This is a genomic window from Streptomyces naganishii JCM 4654 (genome assembly GCF_014650575.1).
GTDB lineage: Bacteria > Actinomycetota > Actinomycetes > Streptomycetales > Streptomycetaceae > Streptomyces > Streptomyces naganishii.
Window position 1 is genome coordinate 133,620 of the sequence record NZ_BMVF01000015.1, and the last position, 24,966, is coordinate 158,585.

Below are 24,966 nucleotides of genomic sequence, written 5' to 3' on the forward strand. Positions count from 1 at the left end.
CTCTATCGCCGGGCAGACAAAATGAGCAGGGGACCCCACGGATGAGCGGGCCGGACACCTGCGACGATAGGGGGCGTGGCAGGTTCGAACGGCAAGCAGAAGACAGTGCGCGGCATGCTCCTCTCCCTGGGCGTGACCGCGCTCGCGGCGGGGTCCGCGTACCTCTTCATCCCGCACGACGATCACGCTCCCGACCTCAAGCGGGTCGACTACCGGGTCGAACTGCTCACGGCCCGGCGCGCGGCGGCGTACCCGGTCGCGGCGCCCCAGGGGCTGCCGGACACCTGGAAGGCCACCTCGGTCCGCTACCAGGCCGACCAGAACGACCGCTGGCACCTGGGTTTCCAGGATCCCGAGGGTCAGTACGTGGCGGTCGAGCAGTCCACTCAGGACCGCGCGGACTTCATCGACGACGCCAGCCAGGGCGCCCAGGCGACGAAGGTGACCCAGAAGATCGACGGGAAGACCTGGACCCGGTACACCGGCGGCCGCTACGACGCCCTGGTGCTGAAGGGCCCCAAGGGCTCCACCACGGTGGTGGCGGGGACGGCGTCCTTCGACCGCCTGACGGCGATGGCGCAGGCACTGAAGACGTCCTGACGCCCCCTCGACCGGCCGCGTGGGCGGGGGCCGCCTCCCGGCCTCCCGACGGCACCCGGCCGACTCGGAAGGCCTCCACGGCTGCCGGGACGCCTCCGCGACTGCCGGAGGGCCCTCCGCGGCTCCCGGGAAGCCTCTGCTCCCGGGAAGCTTCCGCGGGCTCCCGGGGAGCCCCCGCGGCGCGCTACTGGGCGGCCTCCGGGCCGTCCTCGCCCTCCTCCGCCGCCAGCGCCGCGTCCAGGCGGGCGCGGGCGCCCTCCAGCCACCGCCGGCACACCCCGGCCAGCTCCTCGCCCCGCTCCCACAGGGCGAGGGACTCCTCCAGGCTCGTACCGCCCGCCTCCAGGCGCCGGACGACCTCGATCAGCTCGTCGCGCGCCTGCTCGTAGCCCAGCGTCTCTTCCGCCGGTGCCGCCTTGCTCGTCATCCGCCCACCCTATGTGTCGACCCGAACCGTGAACTCGCCCTCGGCGACCCGCGCGCGCAGCGCCTCGTCCGCCGTCACCTCGGCCGGGTCGCGCACCACGTGCCCGTCGGCCTTCTGCAGCACCGCGTACCCCCGGCGCAGCGTCGCGGCGGGGGAGAGGGCCACCACGCGCGCGTGCGTGTGCGCCACCTCGGAGTCGGCGCGGTCCAGGTGGTGCCGCAGGGTGCGCCGGGCGCGGTCGAGCAGCGAGGCCACCTGGTCGGCCCGCTCGTCGACCATGCGGTGCGGGTCCTCCATGCAGGGCCGGGCCAGCGCGTGGGCCAGGCCCCGCTCCTCCCGCTCGACGTGGGCCCGCACGCACCGGCGCGCCCGGTCGCGCAGCTGCCGTACCCGCTCGTACTCCTCGCCGACGTCCGGCACGACCTTCTTGGCGGCGTCGGTCGGGGTGGAGGCGCGCAGGTCGGCGACGTAGTCCAGGAGCGGGGTGTCCGGCTCGTGGCCGATCGCGGAGACGACGGGCGTACGGCAGGCGGCGACCGCGCGGACGAGCTGCTCGTCGGAGAACGGCAGCAGGTCCTCCACGCTGCCGCCGCCGCGCGCGACGACGATCACGTCCACCTCCTCCAGCTCGTCGAGCTCCTTGACGGCCTGGACGACCTGCGCGACCGCGTGCACGCCCTGCACCGGGACGTTGCGCACCTCGAAGCGGACGGCGGGCCAGCGGTGCCGCGCGTTCTCCAGGACGTCGCGCTCGGCGGCCGAGGCGCGGCCGCACACCAGGCCGACGAGCTGCGGCAGGAAGGGCAGCGGCTTCTTGCGCTCGGGTGCGAACAGGCCCTCCGCGGCGAGGGTCTTCTTCAGCTGCTCCAGGCGGGCCAGCAGCTCGCCGACGCCCACCGGCCTTATCTCGGCGGCCCGCAGCGACAGCTGCCCGCGCGGGGCGTACCACTCCGGCTTGGCGTGCACCAGGACCCGGGCGCCCTCGCCGACGACGTCGGCGATCGCGTCGAACACCTGGCGGTAGCAGGTGACGCTGACCGAGATGTCGTACGACGGGTCGCGCAGCGTCAGGAAGACCACGCCCGCGCCGGGCCGCCGCGACAGCTGGGTGATCTGCCCCTCGACCCACACCGCGCCGAGCCGGTCGATCCACCCGCCGATCAGCCGTGAGACCTCGCCGACGGGCAGGGGGGTCTCGGGGGACGTGGTGAGAGCCATGTCCGCGAGCGTAGCCCCCGGCACCGACAACGCCCCAGCGGCGCGGGCCCGTGATCACCGCATCCGTGGGGGATCTTCGGCGCCCCGGAGGCGGCCTTACGATGGGTGCCATGACTGCTTCGTCTGGCCGCCGTGTCCTGCTCGCCGCCCCCCGGGGCTACTGCGCGGGTGTGGACCGCGCCGTGATCGCCGTCGAGAAGGCCCTGGAGCAGTACGGGGCCCCGATCTATGTCCGGCACGAGATCGTCCACAACAAGTACGTCGTACAGACCCTGGAGAAGAAGGGCGCCGTCTTCGTCGAGCGGACGGAGGAGGTGCCGCCGGGCAACATCGTGATGTTCTCCGCGCACGGCGTGGCGCCCGTCGTCCACGAGGAGGCCGAGCGCGGCCGCCTCACCACCATCGACGCGACCTGCCCGCTGGTCACCAAGGTGCACAAGGAGGCGGTCCGGTTCGCCAAGGAGGACTACGACATCCTCCTGATCGGGCACGAGGGCCACGAGGAGGTCATCGGCACCACCGGCGAGGCCCCCGAGCACATCCAGCTCGTCGACGGCCCCGAGGACGTGGCGAACGTCGAGGTGCGCGACCCGTCCAAGGTGGTGTGGCTGTCGCAGACCACGCTGTCGGTCGACGAGACCATGGAGACGGTCGACGCGCTCAAGGACAAGTTCCCGCAGCTGATCTCCCCGCCGAGCGACGACATCTGCTACGCCACGCAGAACCGCCAGCTCGCCGTGAAGCAGATGGGCGCCCAGGCCGACCTGGTGATCGTGGTCGGCTCCCGCAACTCCTCCAACTCCAAGCGGCTGGTGGAGGTCGCGAAGATCGCCGGCGCGGCCCAGGCGTACCTGGTCGACTTCGCCGACGAGATCGACGAGGCCTGGCTGGAGGGCGTGACCACGGTCGGCGTGACCTCGGGCGCGTCGGTGCCGGAGGTGCTGGTCGAGCAGGTACTGGAGTGGCTGTCGGCGCGCGGCTTCGAGGACGTGGAGATCGTCAAGGCCGCGGAGGAGTCCATCACCTTCTCGCTGCCCAAGGAGCTCCGCCGCGACCTGCGCGACGAGGCGACGGCGCTGGCGGCCGAGCGCGGGGGGTCGGGTACGGCGGGGGAGTGACCCTCTGCCGGGTGCCGGGTGCCGGGTGCCGGGTGCCGGGTGCCCGCGGGCCTGGGCCTGGGGGCCGCAGGGCGCCGGATCCGGGGGCGGGACGTGACTGTCAGTCGTAGGCCGTAACGTGGAGCCATGCAGATCTTCGGCGTGGACATCGGCGGTTCGGGCATCAAGGGCGCCCCTGTGGACCTGGACAAGGGCGACCTGGCCCAGGAGCGCTGCAAGGTGCTCACCCCGCAGCCGGCGACGCCCGACGGGGTGGCCGAGGGTGTCCGGCAGGTCGTGGAGCACTTCGGCTGGAAGGGACCGGTCGGCCTGACCTTCCCGGGCGTGGTCACCGGCGGCGCCACGATCCGCACGGCGGCCAACGTCGACAAGAGCTGGGTCGACACCGACGCGCGCGTGCTGTTCGGCGAGCGGCTGGGCGGCCTGCCGGTGACGGCGGTCAACGACGCGGACGCGGCCGGCGTCGCCGAGATGCACTTCGGCGCCGGCCGGGACCGGCGGGGCACGGTGGTCCTGCTGACCTTCGGCACCGGCATCGGCAGCGCGGTCTTCACCGACGGCCGCCTGGTCGCCAACACCGAGCTGGGCCACCTGGAGCTGGACGGCCACGAGGCGGAGAAGCGCGCCTCCAGCAAGGCCAAGGACGACCACGAGCTCACCTGGGAGCAATGGGCCCGCCGGGTGCAGAAGTACCTGGCGCACGTGGAGATGCTCTTCAGCCCCGAGCTGTTCATCATCGGCGGCGGCGTCAGCCGCAAGGCCCACAAGTTCCTGCCGCTGATCGAGGGCGTGAGGGCTGAGATCGTCCCCGCCCAGCTTCAGAACAACGCGGGGATCGTGGGGGCGGCGATGAGAGCGGCGGAGCTGCGCTGAGCCGGCGGCCCGGGTCACCCGCCGTCCGGGCTCACCCCCTGGCTCAGGCCGTGGTGCGCCCGCCGCGCCCGGTGCGGCGTTCCCGCAGGCCGCCTCCACCCCGTACGCCCCCTACGCCCCGTACGTCCCGCTCAAGCGCCGGTCGCCGTACCACGGCCGTCCGCCGTCGCAGGGCCCCCCGGCGCACCAGCGCGGTGACCCCCGCGAGCAGCGTCCCCCCGTACAGCCAGACCGCCTGGGTGGCCAGCGCGGTCACCAGGCCCATCGCCGTGCCGAGGATCCCCCCGTCCCCGTCCGCCACCGGCAGTGCGCCGACGGCGAACCCGATCGGCACCACCACGGGCGCGGTCAGCAGGTCGCCCCTGCGCACCCACAGGGCGGTCAGCACGGACACCGGCAGGAACAGCACGCCGTAGACGGCCGGCGAGCCGTCGAAAAGCAGCAGGTCGAGACAGCCGACCGCGAGCATCACCGCCGCGCACACCACCCCGCTGCCGAGTCCGGTCAGCCGCGGCCCCGCCGGAGGTGCGGTCGGGGGGCCCGTCCGGGGGCGCTGCGGCCTGCCCCGGGCCCCCTGTGAGGGCACCGGGCGCCCAGCGCGTCGCGGTCCGTGCTGCTGATGTCGCGTCCTGCGTTCCTCCACTGGACCAACCTAGGTCTGCTTATGTGTTGAATAGGCCGTTTGACACGCCGTGCGACCAGACCTGGCCAAGCGTTCGAACCGTCGCGGGGACGGGGTGCGACACGCCGTAGACTGGTGGATCGGCCGCCCGGCCCCCCAGTCTCCTCATGTACGGGAAGTCGCAACGTGTCGCTCACGATCGGAATCGTCGGCCTGCCGAACGTCGGCAAGTCGACCCTGTTCAACGCCCTGACCAAGAACGACGTGCTCGCGGCCAACTACCCGTTCGCCACGATCGAGCCCAACGTCGGCGTCGTCGGCGTGCCCGACGGCCGGCTCGCCCAGCTCGCCTCGATCTTCAAGTCGGAGCGGATCCTCCCGGCCACGGTCGACTTCGTCGACATCGCCGGCATCGTGCGCGGCGCCAGCGAGGGCGAGGGCCTGGGCAACAAGTTCCTGGCCAACATCCGCGAGTCGGACGCCATCTGCCAGGTCATCCGCGCCTTCAAGGACGAGAACGTCGTGCACGTCGACGGCAAGGTCTCGCCCAAGGACGACATCGAGACGATCAACACCGAGCTGATCCTCGCCGACCTCCAGACCATCGAGAAGGTCCTGCCGCGCCTGCAGAAGGAGTCGCGGATCAAGAAGGACGTGGCCCCGAAGGTCAAGGCCGTCGAGGAGGCCAAGGAGATCCTGGAGAAGGGCGACACGCTCTTCGCGCACGGCATCGTCCAGGGCACCGAGCGCAACGAGCTCCTCCACGACCTGCACCTGCTCACGACGAAGCCGTTCCTCTACGTCTTCAACGTCGACGAGGAGGAACTGGTCGACGAGGACTTCAAGAACGAGCAGCGCGCCCTGGTCGCCCCCGCCGAGGCGATCTTCCTCAACGCCAAGCTGGAGGCGGACCTCGCCGAGCTGGACGAGGACGAGGCCCTCGAGCTCCTGCAGTCCGTCGGCCAGGAGGAGCCGGGCCTGGCGACCCTCGCCCGCGTCGGCTTCGACACCCTCGGCCTCCAGACCTACCTCACGGCCGGCCCCAAGGAATCCCGCGCCTGGACCATCAAGAAGGGCGCCACGGCCCCCGAGGCCGCCGGCGTGATCCACACCGACTTCCAGAAGGGCTTCATCAAGGCCGAGGTCATCTCCTTCGACGACCTCCTCGCCACAGGCTCCGTCGCCGAGGCCCGCTCCAAGGGCAAGGCACGCATGGAGGGCAAGGACTACGTCATGCAGGACGGCGACGTGGTGGAGTTCCGCTTCAACGTGTAGGGCGATTTCCCTTGCTCGCTGAGGGGGCAGGTCAAGGAGCGTAACCGCAGGTGAGAGGCCGGATCTTCGGATCTGGCCTCTCCTCGTTCGTCCCCGGGCGGCGCCGGACTGGGCGCCCGTCCGCGCACCGGCAGCCAGCACATCGGTGCCCGACCGCACCCGGAAAACGTACAGGTCACATGGGGTCGGCCCCCGCGAGGTCAGGCCCCTGGTGACGCAGGGCGGGCGTGGGTGGCCGGTACGGCCTAGGTTGGGCGCAGGGCACCGGTGGCAGCGGGTACGAGGAGCGGCGAGATGGCGGCGCAGGTGGATCATGCGGCCCTGTTCGCCGCCACGCCGAGCCCGTACCTGGTGCTGGGCCCGGATCTGATGATCGTGGACGTCAACCGTGCCTATCTGGAGGCGACCGGGCGGACCAGGGAGGACCTGGTGGGCCAGCACATCTTCCAGGCCTTCCCCGACAACCCCGGTGATCCGGACGCGGACGGGGTGCGGAACCTGAACGCTTCCCTGCACCGGGTGCTGGCCACGCGCAGCCCGGACACGATGGCGCTGCAGAGGTACGACATCCCGGTGATGGGCCGGCCGGGGGTGTTCGAGGAGCGGTGGTGGTCGCCGGTGAACACTCCTGTTCTGGGGCCGGACGGGCAGGTGGCGTGGATCATCCACCGAGTGGAGGACGTGACCGCGTTCGTCGAAGCCCACCAGGGCGACCACCCCGCGAAGGCCAGTGTCGACAAGCGTCTGGCGGTGGCCGAGTCGCTGGAGGCGGAGCTGTACGCGCGGGCGCGGGAGCTGCAGCGGCTGAACGAGGAACTGCGCATGGCCCACACCCGCGAGCGCGAGGTCGCCGTCACTTTGCAGGAGGCCATGCTCCACGCCCCTGACCTCGCCCACCACCAGGATGTCGCGGTGCGCTACCTGCCCGCGGTCGGTTCACTGAACGTGTGCGGCGACTGGTACGACGTCGTCGACATCCCCCCGGACCGGCTGGCCCTGGCCGTGGGCGACGTCATCGGCCACGGCCTTCAGGCCGCCGCGGTCATGGGCATGCTGCGCAGCGCCCTGTCGGCCGCCATCCGCGCCCTGGAACGCCCCGCGCAGGCCCTGGAGGTCCTCGGCCTGTACGCGCGTTCGATCGAGGGCGCCCTGGGCACGACGGCCGTCAAGATGGTCGTGGACCGGCGCAGCAAGCTGATCAGCTACAGCAGTGCCGGGCACCCGCCCCCCGTCCTATTGCACCCCGACGGGCGGACCGAACTGCTCGACCAGGCGACCGACCCGCCGCTGGCCGCACGCCCCGAGCACGTGCCCCGGCCGCAGGCGAGCATCCACTACAGGGCCGGCGACACCCTGGTGCTCTACAGCGACGGGCTGATCGAACGCCGCGAGGAGGACATCGACACCGGCCTGGCACGCCTGACCGGTGTCCTCGCCGACTGCAGCCACCTGGGGCCCGAGCGGCTCGCCGACACCGTGCTGGCCCGCCTCGGGGTGGCCAGCGGCGGCAACGACGACATCGCCCTCGTCGTCCTACGGCTCTGAGACGTCGTCGCCGGCCGGGCTGGAGAGGACTCGACGGGGCCGGGCAGCCTGGTCGCCTTTCGGCTCCGCGTCGTCGCCTACGACGAGCAGGGGCCCGACGGGGAGCGAGGCCGCCGGTATGCGTTCCAGGACTCCGCCCGCGAAGGTGTCGTACAGGGGCAGGGTTTCGAGGTGGACGTAGCCGATGTGGCAGTCGCAGGTGGTCAGGGGGCAGGGGCGGGGGCGCAGCGACCGGCGGTAGGAGCCGTCGTAGAGGTTGCCCAGCTCCGACTTGACGAAGTGGCAGCGGCGGACCGTGCCCTCGCCGTCCACGGAGATGACGGACTCGCCGGTCCGGCAGGGCAGGCCCGCGCTGCGGTGCGGGTGGCGGCTGTAGGGGAAGAGGGGGTCCAGGGCCGTCCAGTCGCCGGCCTCGGCGTCGGTGTAGGTGTGGCCCTCGGCGGCGTTGATCCACAGGTAGACGTGGGCGGGGAGGTCGGCGCGCAGGCGGCGGGCGTGCTCCAGGTGTGCGGGCAGACCGACCACGCCGACGCTGTGGCGGACGCCCCGGGCGGCCAGGTCGCGGCACTTGGCGAGGAAGCGGTCGTACGGGGTCTGCCCGGGGTGGAAGGTGCACCACAGGGCGAGGGTGTCCAGCTCGGCGGCGGCCGTCCAGTCCGTGCGGCAGCTCAGGTTCGTCTGGATCGCCACCCGGTCGATGTGCGGCAGGTGGCTCAGTTCGGTGAGCGCGCGCCGGTACCAGGAGCGCACCAGGCCCTCACCCCACGGGGTGAACAGCACGGAGAGCCGGTCGCCCCGCTGGGCGGCCGCCCAGCCGGCGAACCTCTCCAGCGCGGCCCGGTCGGCGGTCAGCTGGGCGCGGCTGTCACGGCGCTTGGCGAAGGGGCAGTACGGGCAGTCGTAGTCGCACGAGGCCAGGGGGCCGCGGTAGAGGATCGTGAGGTCCATGCAGGGCTGGGCTTTCGTCACTTGAGTTCGTAGGCGGCCATGCGCTCGCGTACGGCGGCGGAGAAGAGCTCGGGACCCAGCGCGTCGGAGTGGGCCAGTCCCTCGGGGGAGAGCCGCAGCAGCCCCGGGCCCGCGGAGTCGTCCAGCCAGCCGCGGTCGGCGAACCGGCCGAGCTCCGTCGCGAAGTCGTCCGTGGGGCTGGTGCCGAAGCGGGCCGTGTAGTCCACCACGGGCATGCCCCCGGCCTGAAGCAGCGACTGCAGCAGATGGCGGCGCCGGGCCTCCTCCGCGTCCGTCCACCAGCCGAAGTCGGCGTGCCGGAAGTCCTCGGTGCCGCGTGCCGTGTAGTCGTCGACGATGCCGCGTATGCGGTGCATGTCGACGGCGTAGTCGAAGGAGTAGTGCAGCGCCGAGGTGTAGGAGCGGGCGCCGCAGCCGAGGCCGACCATGCCGTCCGTCTGGCACGCGTAGTCCTCGCCGCCGGTGGCGGGGGCGTCCGCGCGGCGGAACATCCGCATCGACACCTGCTCGTAGCCGTGCGCGAGGAGGTGGTCGCGGCCGTGGCGGTACAGCCGCAGCCGCTGCTCGTCCCACTCGGCCTCGCCCTGCCCGGGAGCCCGGTCGCGGTGCCTGCCGAGGCCGGTGAGGGGGCGGACGTAGAGCGGGTAGAGGTACAGCTCCTCCGGCCGCCAGGCGAGCGCGGCGTCCAGGGAGTGGCGCCAGGACCGCTCGGTCTGGCCGTCGATGCCGTAGATGAGGTCGATGTTGAGCAACGGGATGGCGGCGGCGCGGATCCGGCCGAGGGCCGCCTCGACGTCGGCGCGGCGCTGGGGGCGCACCGCCGTGCGCGCCTCGGCGTCCACGAAGCTCTGCACGCCCAGGCTCAGCCGTGTGGTGCCGCGCTCGGCCAGCACGGCCAGCCGGTCGGTGGTCGCCGTCGCGGGTGAGGCCTCCACCGACAGCGGTACGGCAGTGAGGTCGGCGCCCAGGCCCTGCTCGGCCAGGTCGCACAGCCGCTCCAGTTCGGCGGCCTCCAGGAACGTCGGAGTGCCGCCGCCGAAGGCCGCGTTGGCGAAGCGGGCGCCCTCGCCGAGTGCCTCGCGCACCGCCGCCGCCTGGCGTTCCAGCGCGTCCAGGTAGGCGGTGGTCAGGCCGTCCGGGGCGCCGATGCGGGTGAACAGGTTGCAGAAGCCGCAGCGGACCTCGCAGAAGGGGATGTGGAAGTAGAGCGAGAGGGCGCCCTTCGGCTCCTGTGCCCACAGGGCGCGCAGGGACGCCTCCTCCCGGCGCAGCGGGCGGTAGGCGGTCTTGTGCGGGTAGGCGTAGACGTAGTGCTGGTAGGGGCGCACGAGCCGCGGGGCCGGTGCTTCGGTGAGGGTCATCGGGCCTCGCGGGTGACGGGGGCGGAGTCCAGGAAGAAGTGGGCGTAGGGCACCGTCCAGACGACGTCGTGGCCGATGCGGTGGCCGGTGTAGCCGTCCTCGCCGTACGCCGTGCCGTGGTCGGAGCAGACCACGGCGAAGCACGGGCCGCGGCCGGCGACGGCGGCGAACAGCCGCCCGATGTGCCGGTCCACGTACTCCAGGGCGGCGGCGTGGGTGGCCCGGGAGTCGCCCGCCTCGCGGGTGGCGCCGGGCAGGTGGAACCAGTTGGGCTGGTGCAGCGCGGACACGTTGACGAAGAGGAACAGGCGCTGTTCCGGGTCGAGTCCGGCGACCACCTTCTCCGCGCACGCCACCTGCGCCTCGAAGGAGGTGGGTGAGGCGACGCCGAACTCCGGCTCCCAGTGGCTCTCCTGGAACATCCCCGGCAGGACCGAGCCCAGCGCGCCCTGTTTGTTGAAGAAGCCGACGCCGCCGACGCACACGGTGCGGTAGCCCACGGCGGCCAGGCCCGACACCAGGTCGGGGGTGTCGTGGACGAAGGTGCCGTCCGCGGTGGACTCGCTGCCGGCGAAGCGGGCGGCGAACAGGCGCGGATGCGGGCCCGGCGCGGCCGGGGTCGGCAGGAAGCCCGCGAACATCGCCTGGTGGGAGGCGTAGGTGAAGCTGCCGGGGGCGTGCCGGCGTTCCCAGCCGCCCTCGGGCAGATGCCGGGCCAGGTTCGGGATGCGGCCTGCGGCGGCGAGTTCCTGCGCCACGTCGTAGCGCAGCGTGTCCAGGGTGACCATGAGGAGGTCGTGGCTGCCCACGACCTCGTTCATGTCGATGCCGGTGGGTGCGGTCATGAGGCGGTTCCTCGTGCTGAGTGCGGCGGCCATGCCCCGCTCGCCGCGGCGGCGACCTGGGCGGCGTACGTGTCGAGGCCCTCGGCGCCGCTGCCGGGCAGGCCGGTCAGGCCGGGCAGCAGGTCCCCGAAGGCGTTCACCTCGCCGACGGCGAAGCGCCGCCAGCCGGTGCCCGGCAGTACGTCGACGCCGACGCACAGCGTGCCGGGGAAGCAGGCGGCGGCCCGCTCGGCGGTCTCCAGGGCGTCGCCGAGGCTGCCGCCCGCGCCTGCGATCGCCTCGCGGGCCGCGTCCAGGTCGCCGCGGGCGCCGCCGAGGTGCAGGTTGGTCATCGGGTGCCGGCTCGTACGTACGACGGCGTGCGTGGCACGTCCGGCGACCACGACCACGCGCAGGTCGGCGGCGCGGCCGGCCTGGGCGGCCTTGGGCAGCCACCGCTCGACGTGGAGCCCGTCCGGGGCCAGCGCGTCCACGAGGGCGGCGACCTCCCGCTCCGAGGTGTACTGGCGTACCCGCAGCGAGTTGAACAGCCGGCCGTCCGGGGCGCTCTCCACGGAGGTCGTCGCCCTGACCCGGCCGGGGCCGGCCACCGTGAGCGCCATGACGCCGGAGGCCGACGAGCCGTGCGCGGGCTTCACGAACGCCCGTGACATCCCCGCGTCCGCGAGCCGCCGCCGCAGCTCCTCCCAGCCGCCGACCGGACCGGTCAGGGCGGGCGGCACCGGGACGCCGGCCGCGGCGAGCCGGGCGTGGCAGAGCCGCTTGTCGAACATCACCGCGACGTCCTCCGCGTCGGCCGACGGCGCCGCGCCCACACGGCGCGCCGCGCCCGTCACCTCCCGGAGGGCCGCCGTGAAGCGGTGGTACCACAGGGCCGTACCCTCCACCCGGGACGGGTCGTCGGCGTCCCGCAGCAGCCGGTCGACGTCCGCGTTCTCGCCGGGGGAGTCGATCCGTACGAACTCGCCGGGCGTGAAGGCGAACCGCCCGTGCAGCACGTCGTGCCAGGCCAGGACGCGGGGCGCCGCGTGCCCGGCCGCGCGGACGGCGGCGGCGAAGAGGGTCGTGCGCCGGTTCTCCGGGTTGCCGACGACGGCGAACCGCGTAACAGGGACGGCGAACCGTGTACCAGGGACGGCGACGGCGGGCGTGGTGCTATTCGGAGACGGCGACATAGCGCCACTCCTCTTCCCGCCATCTGTGCGGGGTCTGGCTCTCCGACAGGTCCACTTCGGTCCCGGCGGAGGCGAACGCCGTGCGGAGCCGGCCGGTCATGGCGTCGCTGAGGAAGTGGTGGTGCAGGTCGAGCCGCTTCAGGTGGGTGAGCGGCTGGCCGTGGAGCAGGGCCTCGGCGCCGGCGTCGGTGAGGGTGCCCATGGACAGGCTCAGCGACTCGAGCCGGGCCACCACGGGCGCGGCGGCCACCGCGGCGGCGATCTCGTCCTGCAACTCGCTGTCCTGGAGCCCGAGATGGCGCAGGGCCGGGAAGCGGTCCCCGTCGGCCAGGAGGGGAGCGAGGTCCGCGACCGTGGAGTCGCCGCCGTACGCCGAGACGCCGAGCCAGAGGTCCAGGTGCTCCAGGGCCGGCAGTTCGCAGGCGCCCACGGCCCGCACCACCTGCCCGGGCAGACCGCCCGACTCGAACCGCAGCACGCGCAGCGCCTCGTGACGCACCGGGCGCAGCGCGAGCGGCTCCTCGCCGAGCCCCTGCGAGTCACCCCCGCGCACCCACAGCTCCTCCAGCAGCGGGAAGGTCTCCAGTACGGGGGTCACGTCGGTGAGCGGCAGCCAGGAGATCTCGCACTCCTCGCCGGTGACGTCGGCGAGGAACAGGGCGCGCAGCGCGGGCAAGCGCTCCGCGTCGGCGAGGATCAGCTCCAGCACCGGACGGAGTTCGCTGTAGTCGTCCTCCCACCAGGGCCCGACGATCAGGGCGCGCACCCTGTCCGTGTCCACGGCCCCGGTGAAGTCGCGCCACAGTTCCTCGAAGGGCACCTCGGCCGCGTGGCAGTCCAGCCGCCAGGCCACCGCGCCGGGTTCGTGCGCCCGGACGTCGGCGGGGGCGGACAGGGTGCGCACGGGCAGCCCGTGGAAGGTGTCCGGGTGTTCGGCGAAGGTCATCTCGGCGTCCTCACTCGGCCACGGCGGTGTAGCGGTGGATCTCGCCGTCCCACTCGTCCTCGTCGCCCGGCTCGGAGAGGTCGACCTCCACTCCGGAGGGCTCGAGCGCGGCCCGCACGCGGTCGGCCACCGCGTCGCTGACGAAGTTGTGGCGCAGGTCCAGCCAGGTCAGGTGGCTGAGCGGCTGGCCGCCGAGCAGCGCCGTGACACCCTCGTCGGTGAGCACGCCGAGGGACAGGTCGAGCGACTTGAGCTGGGCGACCACGGGGGCCGCGGCCAGGGCGGCGGCGATCTCGTCCTGGATCTCGCTGTTGCGCAGGCCCAGGTGGCGCAGCGCCGGGAAGTGCCCGCCGGACAGTATCGGTTCGAGGTCGGCGACGCCCGCGTCACCGCCGTACTCCTCGACGCCCAGCCACATCTCCAGGTACTCAAGCGAGGGCAGTTCGCTCGCGGCGACCCCGCGGACGACCTCGCCGGGCAGGCCGCCGGCCTCGAAGGACAGCGTGCGCAGGTGCTTGTGGCGTACGGCGGGGAAGCGGAGCCCGGTGCCGCCGCGGACGCCCAGCTCCTCCAGCCGCGGATAAGCGTCCAGCACGGGAGTCACGTCGGACTGCTCGATCCAGGAGATCTCGGCCTCCTCCTGCACCAGGTCGCCGATGAAGACCGCCTGAAGCGCCGTCAGCCGGTCACGGGCGTCCACCAGCCGCTGGACGATCACGGCCGAGTCGTTGTCGTACGGCTCGCCCCACTGGCCGACGACGATCGCGCGCACCCCCGCGGGGTCCACCGTGGCGAAAAAGCGGTCCCACAGGCCGGCGAAGTCCTCCACGGAGTCCGAGCCGTAGGGGTCGACCGCCAGCCGCCAGGCCACGGCGCCCGCCTCCGGCAGCTCCCTGCGCTCGCCGGGCGCGGGGAAGTCGAAGGCCGGGAGGCCGTGCAGTTCGCGCAGATGCTCGACGTGGGACATTCACTGGCCTCCTGGGCTGGGCGGACGAGCCGATTGCCGTTGCGCTCGCGCGAGAAGTTGTACCAAGGCGCACCGACAACGCCCCCGGCGGCCGTTGCGCCCACGGCGGTGGAAGCGGTGAATCCGCAGGCCGGATGCGTTGTCAGACCCCTGCCGTAGCTTCGTGGTCATCGGGTCGGCGAGGCGCCGACGGCGAAGGGAGACACGCATGTACCGGCAGGGGGACGTCCTGATCGTGCCCGTGGCGAAGGAGGCCGTGCCGCCGGGCGCGGACCGGTTGCCGCGGCAGCCGCGGGACGCCCGGGGCAGGCTGGTGCTGGCGCTCGGCGAGGTGACCGGACACGCCCACGCGGTGGTCGGGCCGGGGACGCTGGTCCGGGAGTCCGGGCCGTTCGGCGCCTCCTACCTCCATCTCCCGGACGGCGGGCGGGTGGTGCACGAGGAGCACGCGGCGATACCGCTGCCGAAGGGCTGGTACCGCGTGGTGCGGCAGCGCGAGTACGCGCCCGGCGCGGTGCGCGTCGTGGCGGACTGAACGGGCGGGGGAAGCGGGACGATGACGGTACGTACGGATACGGCGGCGCCGAAGGCGACCGCACTGCCGGACACGGCACTCGGGGACTCCGGATCGGCGCAGGGCGCGCCGGCGGACGCCGCCGCGGTGTGGCGCGAGGTGGCGGCGGCGACCGGGGCGGCGGACCGCGCCGCCGCGGAGGAGGGCGTGTGCCTGGCCTACCGGCTGGCTGGCCTGCCCGAGCCGGAGCGGATCCTCTGGGCGGACTCGCCACTCGAGGGCGCCGTGCTCGCCGCGCGGCTCACGGCCGAGGGCACGGCCGGGCGCAGCGTCCGCGACGAGGTGCGCACCCGGCAGTGGGCCACCGCGCGCGAGAGTGTCTCCGGGCGGCTCGGACCGGCCGGGTGGGCCGGGCGGTGGGCCGTGACGGGTGCCGTGTTGTGGCCGGTCACGGCCGGCCTGAGCGAGCGCATCAGGACGGGTGTGGTGGAGGCCGCGACCGGCGTGACCGGTGGCACCGGCGTGACCGGTGGCACCAGTGTGGCGGGCGCGAGGTCGGAACAGGCCGTCCGGCTCGTGCTGCTCGACGCGGTGCTGGGCCAGCACGACGCGGCCTGGCTGGCGGCCTTCGACGCCCTGGAGGGCGGGGAGGCGCTCGCCGGGATCGCCGCGGTCGCGCGTGCGGCGGGCTGGTGGTGGCCGTACGAGAGGACGGCGATCGTCTCGGAACGGCCCCTGGAGCTGCACCGCGACGAGGCCGGCCGGCTGCACCGCGGGGACGGCCCGGCGCTCGCCTTCCCGGACGGGTTCGCGCTGCACGCCTGGCACGGCATGCCGGTGCCCGCCGAGTTCCTCGACGGCCTCGCCGCGCTCACCCCGCGCCGCATACGCGAGGAGGAGAACGCCGAGTTGCGCCGCGTGATGCTGGAACACTACGGCTACGAGCGCTATTTGGAGGAGTCGGGTGCGCAACCCGTGCAGCGCGACGAGGCCGGGGTGCTGTGGCGCATCGAACTGGCGGGGGACGAGCCGCTGGTGATGGTCGAGGTGGTCAACTCGACTCCCGAGCCGGACGGTTCGCACCGTACGTACTGGCTGCGGGTTCCGCCGCGCACCCGGACGGCCAAGGAGGGGGTGGCCTGGACCTTCGGCCTGGAGGAGGCGGAGTACACGCCGGCGCGGGAGACCTGAGTTCCCGGCCTGTCCGGCAGCCCTGAGTTCTGTAGACCCGCCGCCCCCGCTGCTCCCGCGGCCGTCGGGGCGGTGGGGGCGGCGGGGGCGGCGGGCGGGTCGGTCACATCGGGGGGTTGCCGTGCTTGCGTTCCGGCAGGGCGGCGTTCTTCGCGCGGAGCATGGCCAGGGAGCGGATGAGCACCGCACGGGTCTCGGCCGGGTCGATGACGTCGTCCACGAGGCCGCGCTCGGCGGCGTAGTACGGATGCATCAGTTCGGCCTTGTACTCCTTGATGAGGCGGGCGCGGGTGGCCTCCGGGTCGGGGGAGGCGGCGATCTCCCGGCGGAAGACCACGTTGGCCGCGCCCTCCGCGCCCATCACCGCGATCTCGTTGGTGGGCCAGGCGAAGGACAGGTCGGCGCCGATCGAGCGGGAGTCCATCACGATGTACGCGCCGCCGTAGGCCTTGCGGACCACCAGGGAGATGCGCGGCACGGTCGCGTTGCAGTAGGCGTAGAGCAGTTTGGCGCCGTGCCGGATGATGCCGCTGTGCTCCTGGTCCACGCCCGGCAGGAAGCCCGGCACGTCGACGAGGGTGACCAGCGGGATGTTGAAGGCGTCGCAGGTCTGCACGAACCGCGCGGCCTTCTCCGAGCCGTGGATGTCGAGCACGCCCGCGAGCGCGGCGGGCTGGTTGGCGACCAGGCCCACCACGTGGCCGTCGAGCCGGGCCAGCGCGCACACCACGTTCTGCGCCCAGCCCGCGTGCACCTCGAGGAAGTCGCCGTCGTCGACGATCTCCTCGATCACCGCCCGCATGTCGTACGCCTGCTGCGGGTCCGCCGGCACCAGCGAGGTCAGCGCCTCGGTGCGCCGGTCGGCGGGGTCGGAGGCGGGGACGGCGGGCGGCAGCTCGCGGTTGTTCTGGGGGAGGAGGGACAGCAGGTGGCGCACGTCGGCCAGGCAGTCCTCCTCGTCGTCGTAGGCGAAGGCGGACACGCCCGACAGCGAGGCGTGGACGTCGGCGCCGCCGAGACCGTCATGGGTGATCCGCTCGCCGGTCACGGCCTGCACCACGTCCGGGCCGGTGATGAACATCTGCGCGGTGCCGCGCACCATGAACACGAAGTCGGTGAGAGCGGGCGAGTAGGCGGCGCCGCCCGCGCACGGGCCGAGGATCACGCTGATCTGCGGGATCACCCCGGAGGAGCGGGTGTTGCGCAGGAAGATGCCGCCGTAGCCGGCCAGCGCGGTGACGCCCTCCTGGATGCGGGCGCCGGCGCCGTCGCTGAGCCCCACGACGGGCGCGCCCGCCGCCTCGGCCAGGTCCATCACCTTGTGGATCTTCTGCGCGTGGGCCTCGCCCAGGGCGCCGCCGAAGACGCGGAAGTCGTGGGCGTACGCGAAGACGGTGCGGCCGTGCACCAGGCCCCAGCCGATCACCACTCCGTCGCCGTGCGGCTTGCGGTCCTCCAGGCCGAATCCGGTGGCCCGGTGCCGGCGCAGCGGCTCGAGTTCGGTGAACGTGCCCTCGTCGAAGAGGAGCCGGAGCCGTTCGGGGGCGGTCAGCTTGCCCTTGGCGTGCTGGCGGCGGGTGGCCTCGGGGTCGGGGCCCCGGCTCAGCTCCTCCTTGAGCCGTTTCAGCTCGTCGGTGGAGCGGCGCAGATCGGGTGCGGGGGCGAGGGCGAGCAGTTCGTCGAAGGTCGTCATTGCGGCACCGTAGGGACGGCCCCTCAAAGGCCCCGGCACACCGCGCGGAGAACGGCTCGCCCGCCGCTCGGCCGTCGCTAGCCCGCCGCTCGCGCGCCGCTGGACCGCCCGCCGCTGGACCGCCCGCCGCTGGACCGCCCGTCCCGGACTGCCCGTCCGTGGACTGCCCGTTCCTGGGCCGCCCGTCCGTGGACTGCCCGTTCCTGGGCCGCCCGTTCCCGGACTGCCCGTCCCTGGGCCGCCCGTCCCCCGACTGCCCGTCCCTGGGCCGGAGAGGACCTGCTCCCTAGTCCGCCGCGGCCGGGTGCAGCATGTGGTCCGGGTCGCCGGCGAGGACCGCCTGGTGGAGTTCCTGGAGCGCGGCCGAGGGCTCCAGGCCCAGCTCGCGCACCAGGGAGCCGCGCAGCCGCTGGTAGGCCTCCAGCGCCCGCCAGCTGCCGCCGGTGCGGTGCAGGGCGCGCATCAACTGGGCGCAGAAACCCTCGTGCAGCGGGTGGCGGGCGGCCAGCACCCGCAGTTCGGGCACCACTTCGGCGTGGCGGCCCAGCCGCAGGTCGGCCTCGATGCGCCGCTCCAGGGCGGTGGTGCGCTCCTCGTTCAGGCGCAGCACCTCCAGCTCCAGTACGGCGCCGGCCGGCACGTCGACCAGGGCCGGGCCCTGCCACAGGGCGAGCGCCCGGCGCAGCAGGTCCGAGGCCGTGCGGTGGTCGCCGAGCTCGAAGGCGGTGCGCCCGCTGTCGGAGAGCCGCTCGAACTCGTGGGCGTCGACCTGTCCGGGCTGCACCCGGAGCATGTAGCCGCCGAGCCGGGTGACCAGCACGTCCTTGGCGTCCAGCAGCGGGTCACCGGCCAGCGCGGCGGCGATCTTGCGGCGCAGCTGGAGGATGTACGTCTGCAGGGTGGTGGAGGCGCTGCGGGGCACGTTCTGGCCCCAGATCTCCTCCATCAGCGTCGGTACGGCGACGACGCGGTCGGCGTGCAGGGCGAGCAGGGCGAGCAGCTGGCGGGGCTTGGCGGCGGTGGGTACCACCGGGACCCCGCGCTCGTGCGCTGCGAGCGCCCCCAGGACCTTGATCTCCATATGCATCTCCCCCTCGGGCGCGGCCGCCCCGGTGCTCCAGTGGCGGCACCTACGGAGTCCGGCTACCGAGACTCGCACCCGGGGGCCGGGCCGGCCCAGTGAGTCACACATGCGCTCAATCATGAAAATGTCATGGGTCTCCCGTGAGCGTGGCACTGTCCGGCCGGCCGTGGCCCGATCCAGACTCTCGAAGCACACACCGACGGGGTTCGAACCGGTGCAACTGCCTTCGAACCGGAACGCTTTCCGTTCGTTTCCGTCCATGTGATCGACGTTCGCCCGAACCCGTTCGTCCGGGATTCGATGGTCCCGGACGGTTCACACAGAGGAGCCCCCATGAACGTGGCAGAGGAAATCATGCGATTCGCCGAACTCGCGGCCCGTACCGGTCTGGAGCCGGAGCTGGCCCGGCGCTTCGAGTCGGACCCGGCGGCGGTCCTGCGGGAGTTCGGACTGCCCGCCGGCGAGGCCGGGGCCCCCGCCGTACTGGTGGCCGCGAACAGCACGGGCGCCGGGACGGCCGCCGCGGCCGGCGGGGACCGTGTCGTCGAGAGCCTCGGCGCCGTGGGCACCGACTCGCCCGCGGGCTGGTGCGTGTGCTGGGCCCCGGAGCTGCCGGTCCCCGGAGTGAGTGAGTGACCGGGGCGGACCGCCCCGCCGGCCCCTTCGTGGCCTTCAAACGCCATGTGCGGGCCGAGTCGGTCCCCGGCGAGGCCGTGTTCGTCTGGTCGGACAAGGACGTGACGGCGGTCCGGGGAGCCGGGGTGGAGACCCTGGCCTCCCTGCTCGACGGCAGCCGCACGCTTCCTCAGCTGCTGCGGGAGGCCGCGGCGGCGATGCCCGTGGCCGAGGCGGGGCGCCTGGTGCGCCGCCTGGCCGAGGCCAACCTCGTCGGATACCGGTCCGACGGCCGGCGCGCGGAGGACGCCGGCGCCGAGGGCCGGTCCGCGGAGGCCTACTGGGACCGCGCCGGACTCGAGGGCGCAGCCGCCCAGGAACGGGTCCGCTCCACCCCGGTGAGCCTGATCACCGTGGGAGACGTCGACGGCGACGAGGCGCACGCGGTGTGCCGCGCCGCCGGGCTGGACACGGTCGGCGCCGACGTGGACGCGCCGTTCGCTCTGGTGCTGTGCGAGGACTACCTGCACCCACGGCTCCGTTCCCTGGCCGCGCTTCTGCGCGGCCGGGGGCGGCCCTGGCTCCTGGCCAGACCGTACGGCGCCGAGCCGTGGACGGGACCGGTCTTCACACCGCCCGGTCACGGGGAGGGGAGTCCGGCAGGCAGCCGGCCCCAAGGCCCGCCCGGTCACGCGCCCCACGGCTCTCCAGGTCACGCGCCCCATGACTCGCCCGGTCACCGGCCCCAAGGCTCCCCCGGTCACGCGCCCCGCGACCGGGCCGGCCAGGCGCCCCGCGACCGGGCCGGCCAGGCGCCCCGCGACCGGGCCGGCCAGGCGCCCGGCGGCCCGGCCGGCCAGGCGCCCGGCGGCCCGGCCGGCGCCCGGTGCCTCGCCCCCGACGCCGACCCCGGCCCCTGCTGGACGTGTCTCGCGCACCGCCTCCGTGCCCATCGGCGTGCGGAGCTGGAGGTGGAGCGGGTGCTCGGGCTGGACGGACCGGTGGCCCGGCCCGCGCCGTCGCTGGCCGCCGTACGCACCCTCGGTCTGCACAGCGCGGCCCTGGAGGCGTCGAAGTGGCTGGCGGGGCTGCGGGTGCCGGAGCAGCGGGCGGTGTGCGTGCTGGACAGCCTGACCCTGCGCAGCACCCACCACCCGGTCACCCGGCGCCCGCAGTGCCCCGACTGCGGGGACCCCGGACTGGTGGCCGCGCGGACCCGGCGGCCGGTGGTCCTGGTGTCCCGCCCCAAGGCGGCCGGCGGCGGGAGCAACGACCGGGCGCTGTCCGCCGAGGCGATGCTCGACCGGCACGCGCACCTCGTCGGGCCGCTCACCGGCATCGTGACCGGCATCCGGCCGGTGGCCGGGCTGCCGGAGGGCCTGTACGCCTACGACTCCGGCCACAACCTCGCGCTGCGGGCGCACTCCCCGGCCGGGGTGCGCCGGGTGCTGCGGGCGCGCAGCGGCGGCAAGGGCGCCACCGCGGTGGAGGCCAGGGCCAGCGCGCTGTGCGAGGCGGTGGAACGGTACTGCGCCGCCCGGCAGGGCGACGAGCCGACCGTCCGCGACACCTGGGCGGGGCTCGGCGCCGCGGCCGTGCACCCGAACGACTGCCAGCTCTTCCACGACCGGCAGTACGCCGTGCGGGACCGCTGGAACGCCGTCCACGGCCCGTTCCACCAGGTGGCCCGGCCCTTCGACACATCGGCGCCCACCGACTGGACACCGCTGTGGTCGCTCACCGGGCGCACCCGGCGGCTGCTGCCCACCTCCACCCTCTACTTCGAGACCTCGCCCGGCGGCGCCCCCGACGGGCTGTGGGCGGACTCCAACGGCAACGCGGCCGGCAGCAGTCCGGAGGACGCGGTGGTGCAGGGGTTCCTGGAGCTGGTGGAGCGGGACGCGGTGGCGGTGTGGTGGTACAACCGGCTCAGGGTGCCCGCCCTGGACCTCGACGCGTTCGACGCGCCCTGGCTCGCCGGACTGCGGGAGGCCTTCGGCCGCGCCGGCCGTACGCTCGCGGCGCTCGACCTCACCACCGACCTCGGCGTACCGGCCGTGGCCGCGGTGTCCATGCCCGAGGGCGACGGGCAGCCCGACTTCGTGTGCGGTTTCGGCGCGCACCTCGATCCGCGGCTCGCCCTGCGCCGGGCGGTGACCGAGGCGGCGCAGCTGCTGCCCGCCCCGCAGCCCATGCCCGGCGGCACCCTGCTGTCGCAACCCCAACTCCTCGCGGACCAGGGGGAGCCGGCGCGCGGACCGGGTGCCTGGCCCGCTCACCGGCGGCGGGAGGACCTGCTGGCGGACGTCGAGGACATCACCGCGCTGGTGGCCCGGCACGGGATGGAGCTGCTGGTGCTGGACCAGACCCGGCCGGACGTCGGCATTCCGGTGGTGAAGGTCGTGGTGCCCGGACTACGGCCCTTCTACGCCAGGTTCGCCCCCGGCAGGCTCTACGACGTGCCGGTGCGAACCGGTCACCGCTCCCGGCCGACGGCGTTCGAGGAACTGAACCCGGTTCCCCTCCCCGTGTAGAACGCCTGTATCTATCACACACCTCCTGTGTCGTGCCGGTACCGCCTATAGTTCAGTCCCAGATCTTCCCGAGTCCCACACGAGGATTCAGGGCGGTGCCGACCGAACAGCACCCTTTTTTCTGCCACTTGAAGGGCTGTCCCGCGTTCTGGGGTGAGGATCCGGACTACCGGACAAGGGGGAATGTGTGATGCGCAGCCCTGTGGGCGGGCGAGACGGCTGGGGGGCCGATCGGAGGTGCCGGCGCCGCGCCTCGCGCAGGGCATCAGCATCACCGTCATATCGGGCTTCGGCGTCATCACGCTGCTCAACGTGCAGAGCGTCGTCTCCTCCGGGCTCCTGCTCGCCGTCTGCCTGGGCGGGGTGCTGGTGCTCTACGCCGTGCAGTTCCTGGTCGTCTCCCCGGGCGCCCGGCGGTGGTCCGTCCGCCGCCGGGCGCTGGCGGTGTCCGCGCAGGCGCTGCTCACGTACGTGCCCATGGCGTGGTTCGGCGTCGCCTGGGGCAGTATGGCGGGACCTCTCGGCGGATCGATTCTGCTGCTGTTACCGGCCCGGCTGGCCTGGCCGTGCTACGGAGCGGTGATCCTCTCCGTCCTCGGCTGGACGGCCTCCGATCACGTAACCGCCCTGGAGGTCGGCTACCTGACCATCTCCACCGCGCTGACCGGGCTCGTCGTCTACGGCCTGACCCGCCTCACCGACCTGGTGCACGAAGTGCACGCCACCCGCGCCGAGATGGCCCGCATGGCGGTGACCCAGGAGCGGCTGCGGTTCGCCCGGGACCTGCACGACCTGCTCGGCTACAGCCTCTCCACCATCACCCTCAAGAGCGAACTGATCCACCGGCTCATCCCGGCCAACCCCGACCGGGCGCGCGAGGAGGTGGCGGGGGTGCTCGGCGTGTCCCGCCAGGCCCTCGCCGACGTGCGGCTGGTGGCCAGCGGCTACCGGGAGATGTCGCTGAAGACGGAGGCCGACGCGGTCGCCGAGGTCATGGCCGCCGCCGACGTGAAGGTCGAACTCGACGTGGACTGCGGCCGGCTGCACCCGCTCGTGGACACCGTGCTCGCCACTGCCCTCAGGGAGGGTGTGACGAATATCCTCAGGCACAGCAAGGTGCAGTCGTGCGAGATCTCGGCCTCGGTGGAAGGGGAGACGGTGCGTCTGACGCTGGTGAACGACGGCGTGGTGCCGCAACGGGAGGCGGTGCCCGCGGGCGGCGCCAGCGGCAGCGGGCTCGGCAACCTGCGCACCCGGCTCACCGACATCGGCGGCCGGCTGACCGCGTCCACGGCCCGGGGCGGGCGGTTCCGGCTCGTCGCCGAGGCGCCCGTCAAGCCCGTGACCGTCGACTGCCCGGCCGGCCGGGAGCCCGGCGCCGGAAGGCCGGCCGCGGGGCAGCCGGACGCCGGTGAGCCGGACGCGACGGTGGCCTGAGCGCGCACGTGCGGGCCCTGCGGGCCCTGGCGGGAAACTCATCGGGGGAACAGGGGGATACGAATGCTTTCGGTGCGGGTGCTGCTCGCCGAGGACGTCCACATGATCCGGGGAGCGCTGGTGGCGCTGCTGGAGCTGGAGCCGGACGTGCAGGTCGTCGCGTCGGTGGACCGGGGCGACCTCATCGTGAAGACCGCGCTGGAGGTACGGCCCGACGTCGCCGTCATCGACATCGACCTGCCCGGCACCGACGGGCTCACCGCGGCGGCGGAACTGCGCGCCAGGCTGCCCGAGTGCCGCAGCCTGATCCTCACCAGCCTGGGCCGCCCCGGCACCCTGCGCAGGGCGATGGCGGCGCAGGTCTCCGGATTCCTGCTGAAGGACTCGCCGCCGGACCGGCTGGCGCAGGCGGTGCGGACGGTGGCCGGAGGCGGCCGCGTGGTCGACCCCGAACTCGCCCTCAGCGCCTGGGAGGCGCCGGACAACCCGCTCTCGCCGCGCGAGACGCAGGTGCTGCGCCTGGCGGCGGGCGGCGCGGACGCGGCGGAGATCGCCGACCAGCTCTTCCTGACGCCGGGGACCATCCGCAACTACCTCACCGCCATCGTGGACAAACTCCACGCCCGCAACCGCGTGGACGCCATCCGCATCGCGGAGGAGGCGGGCTGGGTGCCGTAGTCCCCGGCGCGTGTGTCAGGTGCGCCGGGAGGTGTCCTCGTCCTCCGAGAGGGGGCCCGCGTTCAGGGCCGAGAGCGTGCCGGCGAGGTCCACCGCGTTGGTGCGGGGGCCGCGGCACATGGGCAGGCAGCGGGGGCCGCGGGTGCCGCCCATACGGCGCAGGAAGGCGGTGAGGACCGCCTTGGGGCCGATCTCCACCACATGGCTCGGGCGCCGCTCGCCGAGCAGGGCCCGGGCCGCGTCGGCGAAGCGGACCGGCGAGGTGATGTGCCGGCTCCAGTACGCCGGGTCCAGCGGGCCGTCGTAGCGGCGGCCGTAGACCGTGGAGTAGAAGGGGACCCGTGACGTCCCCGTGGGCATGCGGCGGACCAGTTCCTCCAGGCACGGCGCCACGGGCTCCATCAGCGGCGAGTGGAAGGCGTGCGTCACCTTCAGCATGGTGCTGGCGATGCCGGCGTCCGCCAGCCGCCTGGAGGCCCGCTCCAGGCCCGCCAGATCACCCGAGAGCACCGTCGCCCGCGCCGCGTTGACCGCGCCGATCGACACCCCCGGCTCCGCCGTCGCCGCCTCGGCGGCCTCGTAGGGATTGGCGCAGGTCGCCATCATCCCGCCGCCGGGCGGCAGTTGCTCCATCAGCGCGCCCCGGGCCACGACCAGTTCCGCGGCCGCGCCCAGCGGCAGCGCCCCGCCCACGGTCGCCGCCGCGAACTCCCCGATGCCGTGCCCCAGCAGCGCCACCGGCTCGACGCCCTCCTCCAGCAGCGTCATCGCCAGCGCGTACCCGACGGCGAACAGCGCGGGCTGGGTCAGCGCCGTGCGGTGGACCAGTGGGCTGCCCTCCAGGACCAACTCGACCACGGAGCGGCCCAGATGGGGCGACAGTGCCTCGTCGGCGGTGGTGAGGTGGTGCCGGTAGGCCGTGCAGTGCCCGTGCAGCCCCGCGGTCATCCACGGGTGCTGGCAGCCCTGCCCGGTGAAGACGAAGGCGGTACGGACCCTGCCGTCGGGCCACGTCACCCGGTCCCGGTCGGCCAGTCTGCGGGCGAGCCCCCGGATGGTGAGGTAGGACCAGACCTCGACCGGATGGTCCGGCAGCGGGCCGAACGCCTCCTCCGCGTCGCCGTACAGGCCCAGCAGCGCGACCGAGTCCAGACCGCACTCGATCAGCGGCATGTCCTCGCGCACCTCCCTGCGGACGTGCTCGGCGACCCGTTCCGTGAGCCACTCGACATAGCCCTGCTCGTCCGGCAGACCTCGCCCCGATCCGCTCACCTTCTGC

At 73.6% G+C, this 24,966-nt stretch carries 23 protein-coding genes; 11 read left to right on the plus strand and 12 right to left on the minus strand.

All coding sequences use genetic code 11. The features are described 5' to 3' along the window. Positions 1-75 precede the first annotated feature (75 nt). Positions 76-600: a DUF4245 domain-containing protein gene (locus IE217_RS25305; protein ID WP_190180249.1), complete on the plus strand. Its 525-nt coding sequence runs from the start codon at positions 76-78 to the stop codon at positions 598-600. A 184-nt stretch (positions 601-784) separates the two neighbouring features. Here the strand turns inward: IE217_RS25305 and IE217_RS25310 are convergent, their stop codons facing one another. Both IE217_RS25310 and xseA read right to left on the minus strand, forming a co-directional pair. After that, entirely contained in the window at positions 785-1,027 is a 243-nt protein-coding gene (locus IE217_RS25310; protein WP_190180250.1) for an exodeoxyribonuclease VII small subunit, read from the minus strand. Positions 1,028-1,036: 9 nt separating this feature from the next. Beyond that, on the minus strand, positions 1,037-2,245 hold the full coding sequence (gene xseA, locus IE217_RS25315; RefSeq protein ID WP_190180251.1) for an exodeoxyribonuclease VII large subunit: 1,209 nt from the start codon (positions 2,243-2,245) through the stop codon (positions 1,037-1,039). A gap of 101 nt (positions 2,246-2,346) precedes the next feature. Here xseA and IE217_RS25320 point away from each other — a divergent pair, with 101 nt between their 5' ends. Together IE217_RS25320 and ppgK are read left to right on the plus strand one after the other, a co-directional pair. Next, positions 2,347-3,363, plus strand: a complete 1,017-nt coding sequence (locus IE217_RS25320; protein ID WP_190180252.1) for a 4-hydroxy-3-methylbut-2-enyl diphosphate reductase — start codon at positions 2,347-2,349, stop codon at positions 3,361-3,363. Positions 3,364-3,489: 126 nt separating this feature from the next. Continuing rightward, positions 3,490-4,236, plus strand: a complete 747-nt coding sequence (ppgK, locus tag IE217_RS25325) for a polyphosphate--glucose phosphotransferase (RefSeq protein ID WP_190180253.1) — start codon at positions 3,490-3,492, stop codon at positions 4,234-4,236. A gap of 43 nt (positions 4,237-4,279) precedes the next feature. Here the strand turns inward: ppgK and IE217_RS25330 are convergent, their stop codons facing one another. Next, positions 4,280-4,705 carry a DUF6542 domain-containing protein gene (locus IE217_RS25330; RefSeq protein WP_373298132.1) on the minus strand — a complete coding sequence of 142 codons (426 nt, stop codon included), beginning with the start codon at positions 4,703-4,705 and terminating at the stop codon, positions 4,280-4,282. Positions 4,706-5,044: 339 nt separating this feature from the next. Here IE217_RS25330 and ychF point away from each other — a divergent pair, with 339 nt between their 5' ends. Both ychF and IE217_RS25340 read left to right on the plus strand, forming a co-directional pair. Beyond that, complete coding sequence (gene ychF, locus IE217_RS25335) at positions 5,045-6,133, plus strand: redox-regulated ATPase YchF (RefSeq protein WP_190180254.1); 1,089 nt, start codon at positions 5,045-5,047, stop codon at positions 6,131-6,133. Between the two features lie 294 nt (positions 6,134-6,427). Continuing rightward, positions 6,428-7,678, plus strand: a complete 1,251-nt coding sequence (locus IE217_RS25340; protein ID WP_190180255.1) for a PP2C family protein-serine/threonine phosphatase — start codon at positions 6,428-6,430, stop codon at positions 7,676-7,678. On the opposite strand, the gene IE217_RS25345 is transcribed toward IE217_RS25340, so the two are convergent. From IE217_RS25345 to IE217_RS25370, 6 genes are read right to left on the minus strand one after another with little or no spacing between them, the layout of a single operon-like run. Then, positions 7,667-8,626, minus strand: a complete 960-nt coding sequence (locus tag IE217_RS25345) for an STM4011 family radical SAM protein (RefSeq protein WP_190180256.1) — start codon at positions 8,624-8,626, stop codon at positions 7,667-7,669. The genes IE217_RS25340 and IE217_RS25345 overlap by 12 nt on opposite strands. Before the next feature lie 17 nt (positions 8,627-8,643). Next, on the minus strand, positions 8,644-10,008 hold the full coding sequence (locus IE217_RS25350) for an STM4012 family radical SAM protein (RefSeq protein WP_190180257.1): 1,365 nt from the start codon (positions 10,006-10,008) through the stop codon (positions 8,644-8,646). Further along, complete coding sequence (locus tag IE217_RS25355; protein WP_190180304.1) at positions 10,005-10,829, minus strand: STM4013/SEN3800 family hydrolase; 825 nt, start codon at positions 10,827-10,829, stop codon at positions 10,005-10,007. The genes IE217_RS25350 and IE217_RS25355 overlap by 4 nt, the downstream gene beginning before the upstream one ends. 20 nt (positions 10,830-10,849) lie before the next feature. Continuing rightward, the gene (locus tag IE217_RS25360; protein WP_190180258.1) at positions 10,850-12,028 is read right to left on the minus strand and encodes an STM4014 family protein; all 1,179 of its coding nucleotides are present in this window, start codon (positions 12,026-12,028) and stop codon (positions 10,850-10,852) included. Further along, on the minus strand, positions 12,009-12,974 hold the full coding sequence (locus IE217_RS25365; protein ID WP_190180259.1) for an STM4015 family protein: 966 nt from the start codon (positions 12,972-12,974) through the stop codon (positions 12,009-12,011). Before IE217_RS25365 ends, IE217_RS25360 begins: the two co-directional genes overlap by 20 nt. Positions 12,975-12,984: 10 nt before the next feature. Further along, positions 12,985-13,941 carry an STM4015 family protein gene (locus IE217_RS25370; RefSeq protein ID WP_190180260.1) on the minus strand — a complete coding sequence of 319 codons (957 nt, stop codon included), beginning with the start codon at positions 13,939-13,941 and terminating at the stop codon, positions 12,985-12,987. A gap of 208 nt (positions 13,942-14,149) precedes the next feature. Here IE217_RS25370 and IE217_RS25375 point away from each other — a divergent pair, with 208 nt between their 5' ends. Together IE217_RS25375 and IE217_RS25380 are read left to right on the plus strand one after the other, a co-directional pair. Beyond that, a complete protein-coding gene (locus IE217_RS25375) occupies positions 14,150-14,476 on the plus strand; it encodes a DUF8820 family protein (RefSeq protein WP_190180261.1) in 327 nt (108 codons plus the stop codon). A 21-nt stretch (positions 14,477-14,497) separates the two neighbouring features. Next, positions 14,498-15,646, plus strand: a complete 1,149-nt coding sequence (locus IE217_RS25380) for a DUF6745 domain-containing protein (protein WP_229865596.1) — start codon at positions 14,498-14,500, stop codon at positions 15,644-15,646. 103 nt (positions 15,647-15,749) lie between these two features. Here the strand turns inward: IE217_RS25380 and IE217_RS25385 are convergent, their stop codons facing one another. Both IE217_RS25385 and IE217_RS25390 read right to left on the minus strand, forming a co-directional pair. Continuing rightward, the gene (locus IE217_RS25385) at positions 15,750-17,339 is read right to left on the minus strand and encodes an acyl-CoA carboxylase subunit beta (protein ID WP_190180262.1); all 1,590 of its coding nucleotides are present in this window, start codon (positions 17,337-17,339) and stop codon (positions 15,750-15,752) included. A gap of 286 nt (positions 17,340-17,625) precedes the next feature. After that, the gene (locus IE217_RS25390; RefSeq protein WP_190180263.1) at positions 17,626-18,420 is read right to left on the minus strand and encodes an AfsR/SARP family transcriptional regulator; all 795 of its coding nucleotides are present in this window, start codon (positions 18,418-18,420) and stop codon (positions 17,626-17,628) included. 336 nt (positions 18,421-18,756) lie between these two features. Between IE217_RS25390 and IE217_RS25395 the strand changes: the two genes are divergently transcribed. The 4 genes from IE217_RS25395 (at position 18,757) to IE217_RS25410 (ending at position 23,687) form a co-directional block, all read left to right on the plus strand. After that, entirely contained in the window at positions 18,757-19,059 is a 303-nt protein-coding gene (locus IE217_RS25395) for a hypothetical protein (RefSeq protein ID WP_190180264.1), read from the plus strand. Next, positions 19,056-21,572 carry a TOMM precursor leader peptide-binding protein gene (locus tag IE217_RS35130; RefSeq protein ID WP_268249172.1) on the plus strand — a complete coding sequence of 839 codons (2,517 nt, stop codon included), beginning with the start codon at positions 19,056-19,058 and terminating at the stop codon, positions 21,570-21,572. Before IE217_RS25395 ends, IE217_RS35130 begins: the two co-directional genes overlap by 4 nt. Before the next feature lie 237 nt (positions 21,573-21,809). After that, positions 21,810-23,009: a sensor histidine kinase gene (locus tag IE217_RS25405; RefSeq protein WP_229865598.1), complete on the plus strand. Its 1,200-nt coding sequence runs from the start codon at positions 21,810-21,812 to the stop codon at positions 23,007-23,009. Positions 23,010-23,072: 63 nt separating this feature from the next. Next, entirely contained in the window at positions 23,073-23,687 is a 615-nt protein-coding gene (locus tag IE217_RS25410; protein WP_190180266.1) for a response regulator transcription factor, read from the plus strand. A gap of 15 nt (positions 23,688-23,702) precedes the next feature. Here IE217_RS25410 and IE217_RS25415 read toward each other — a convergent pair whose 3' ends face one another. Further along, positions 23,703-24,959: an acyltransferase domain-containing protein gene (locus tag IE217_RS25415; protein WP_190180267.1), complete on the minus strand. Its 1,257-nt coding sequence runs from the start codon at positions 24,957-24,959 to the stop codon at positions 23,703-23,705. Positions 24,960-24,966 lie beyond the last annotated feature (7 nt).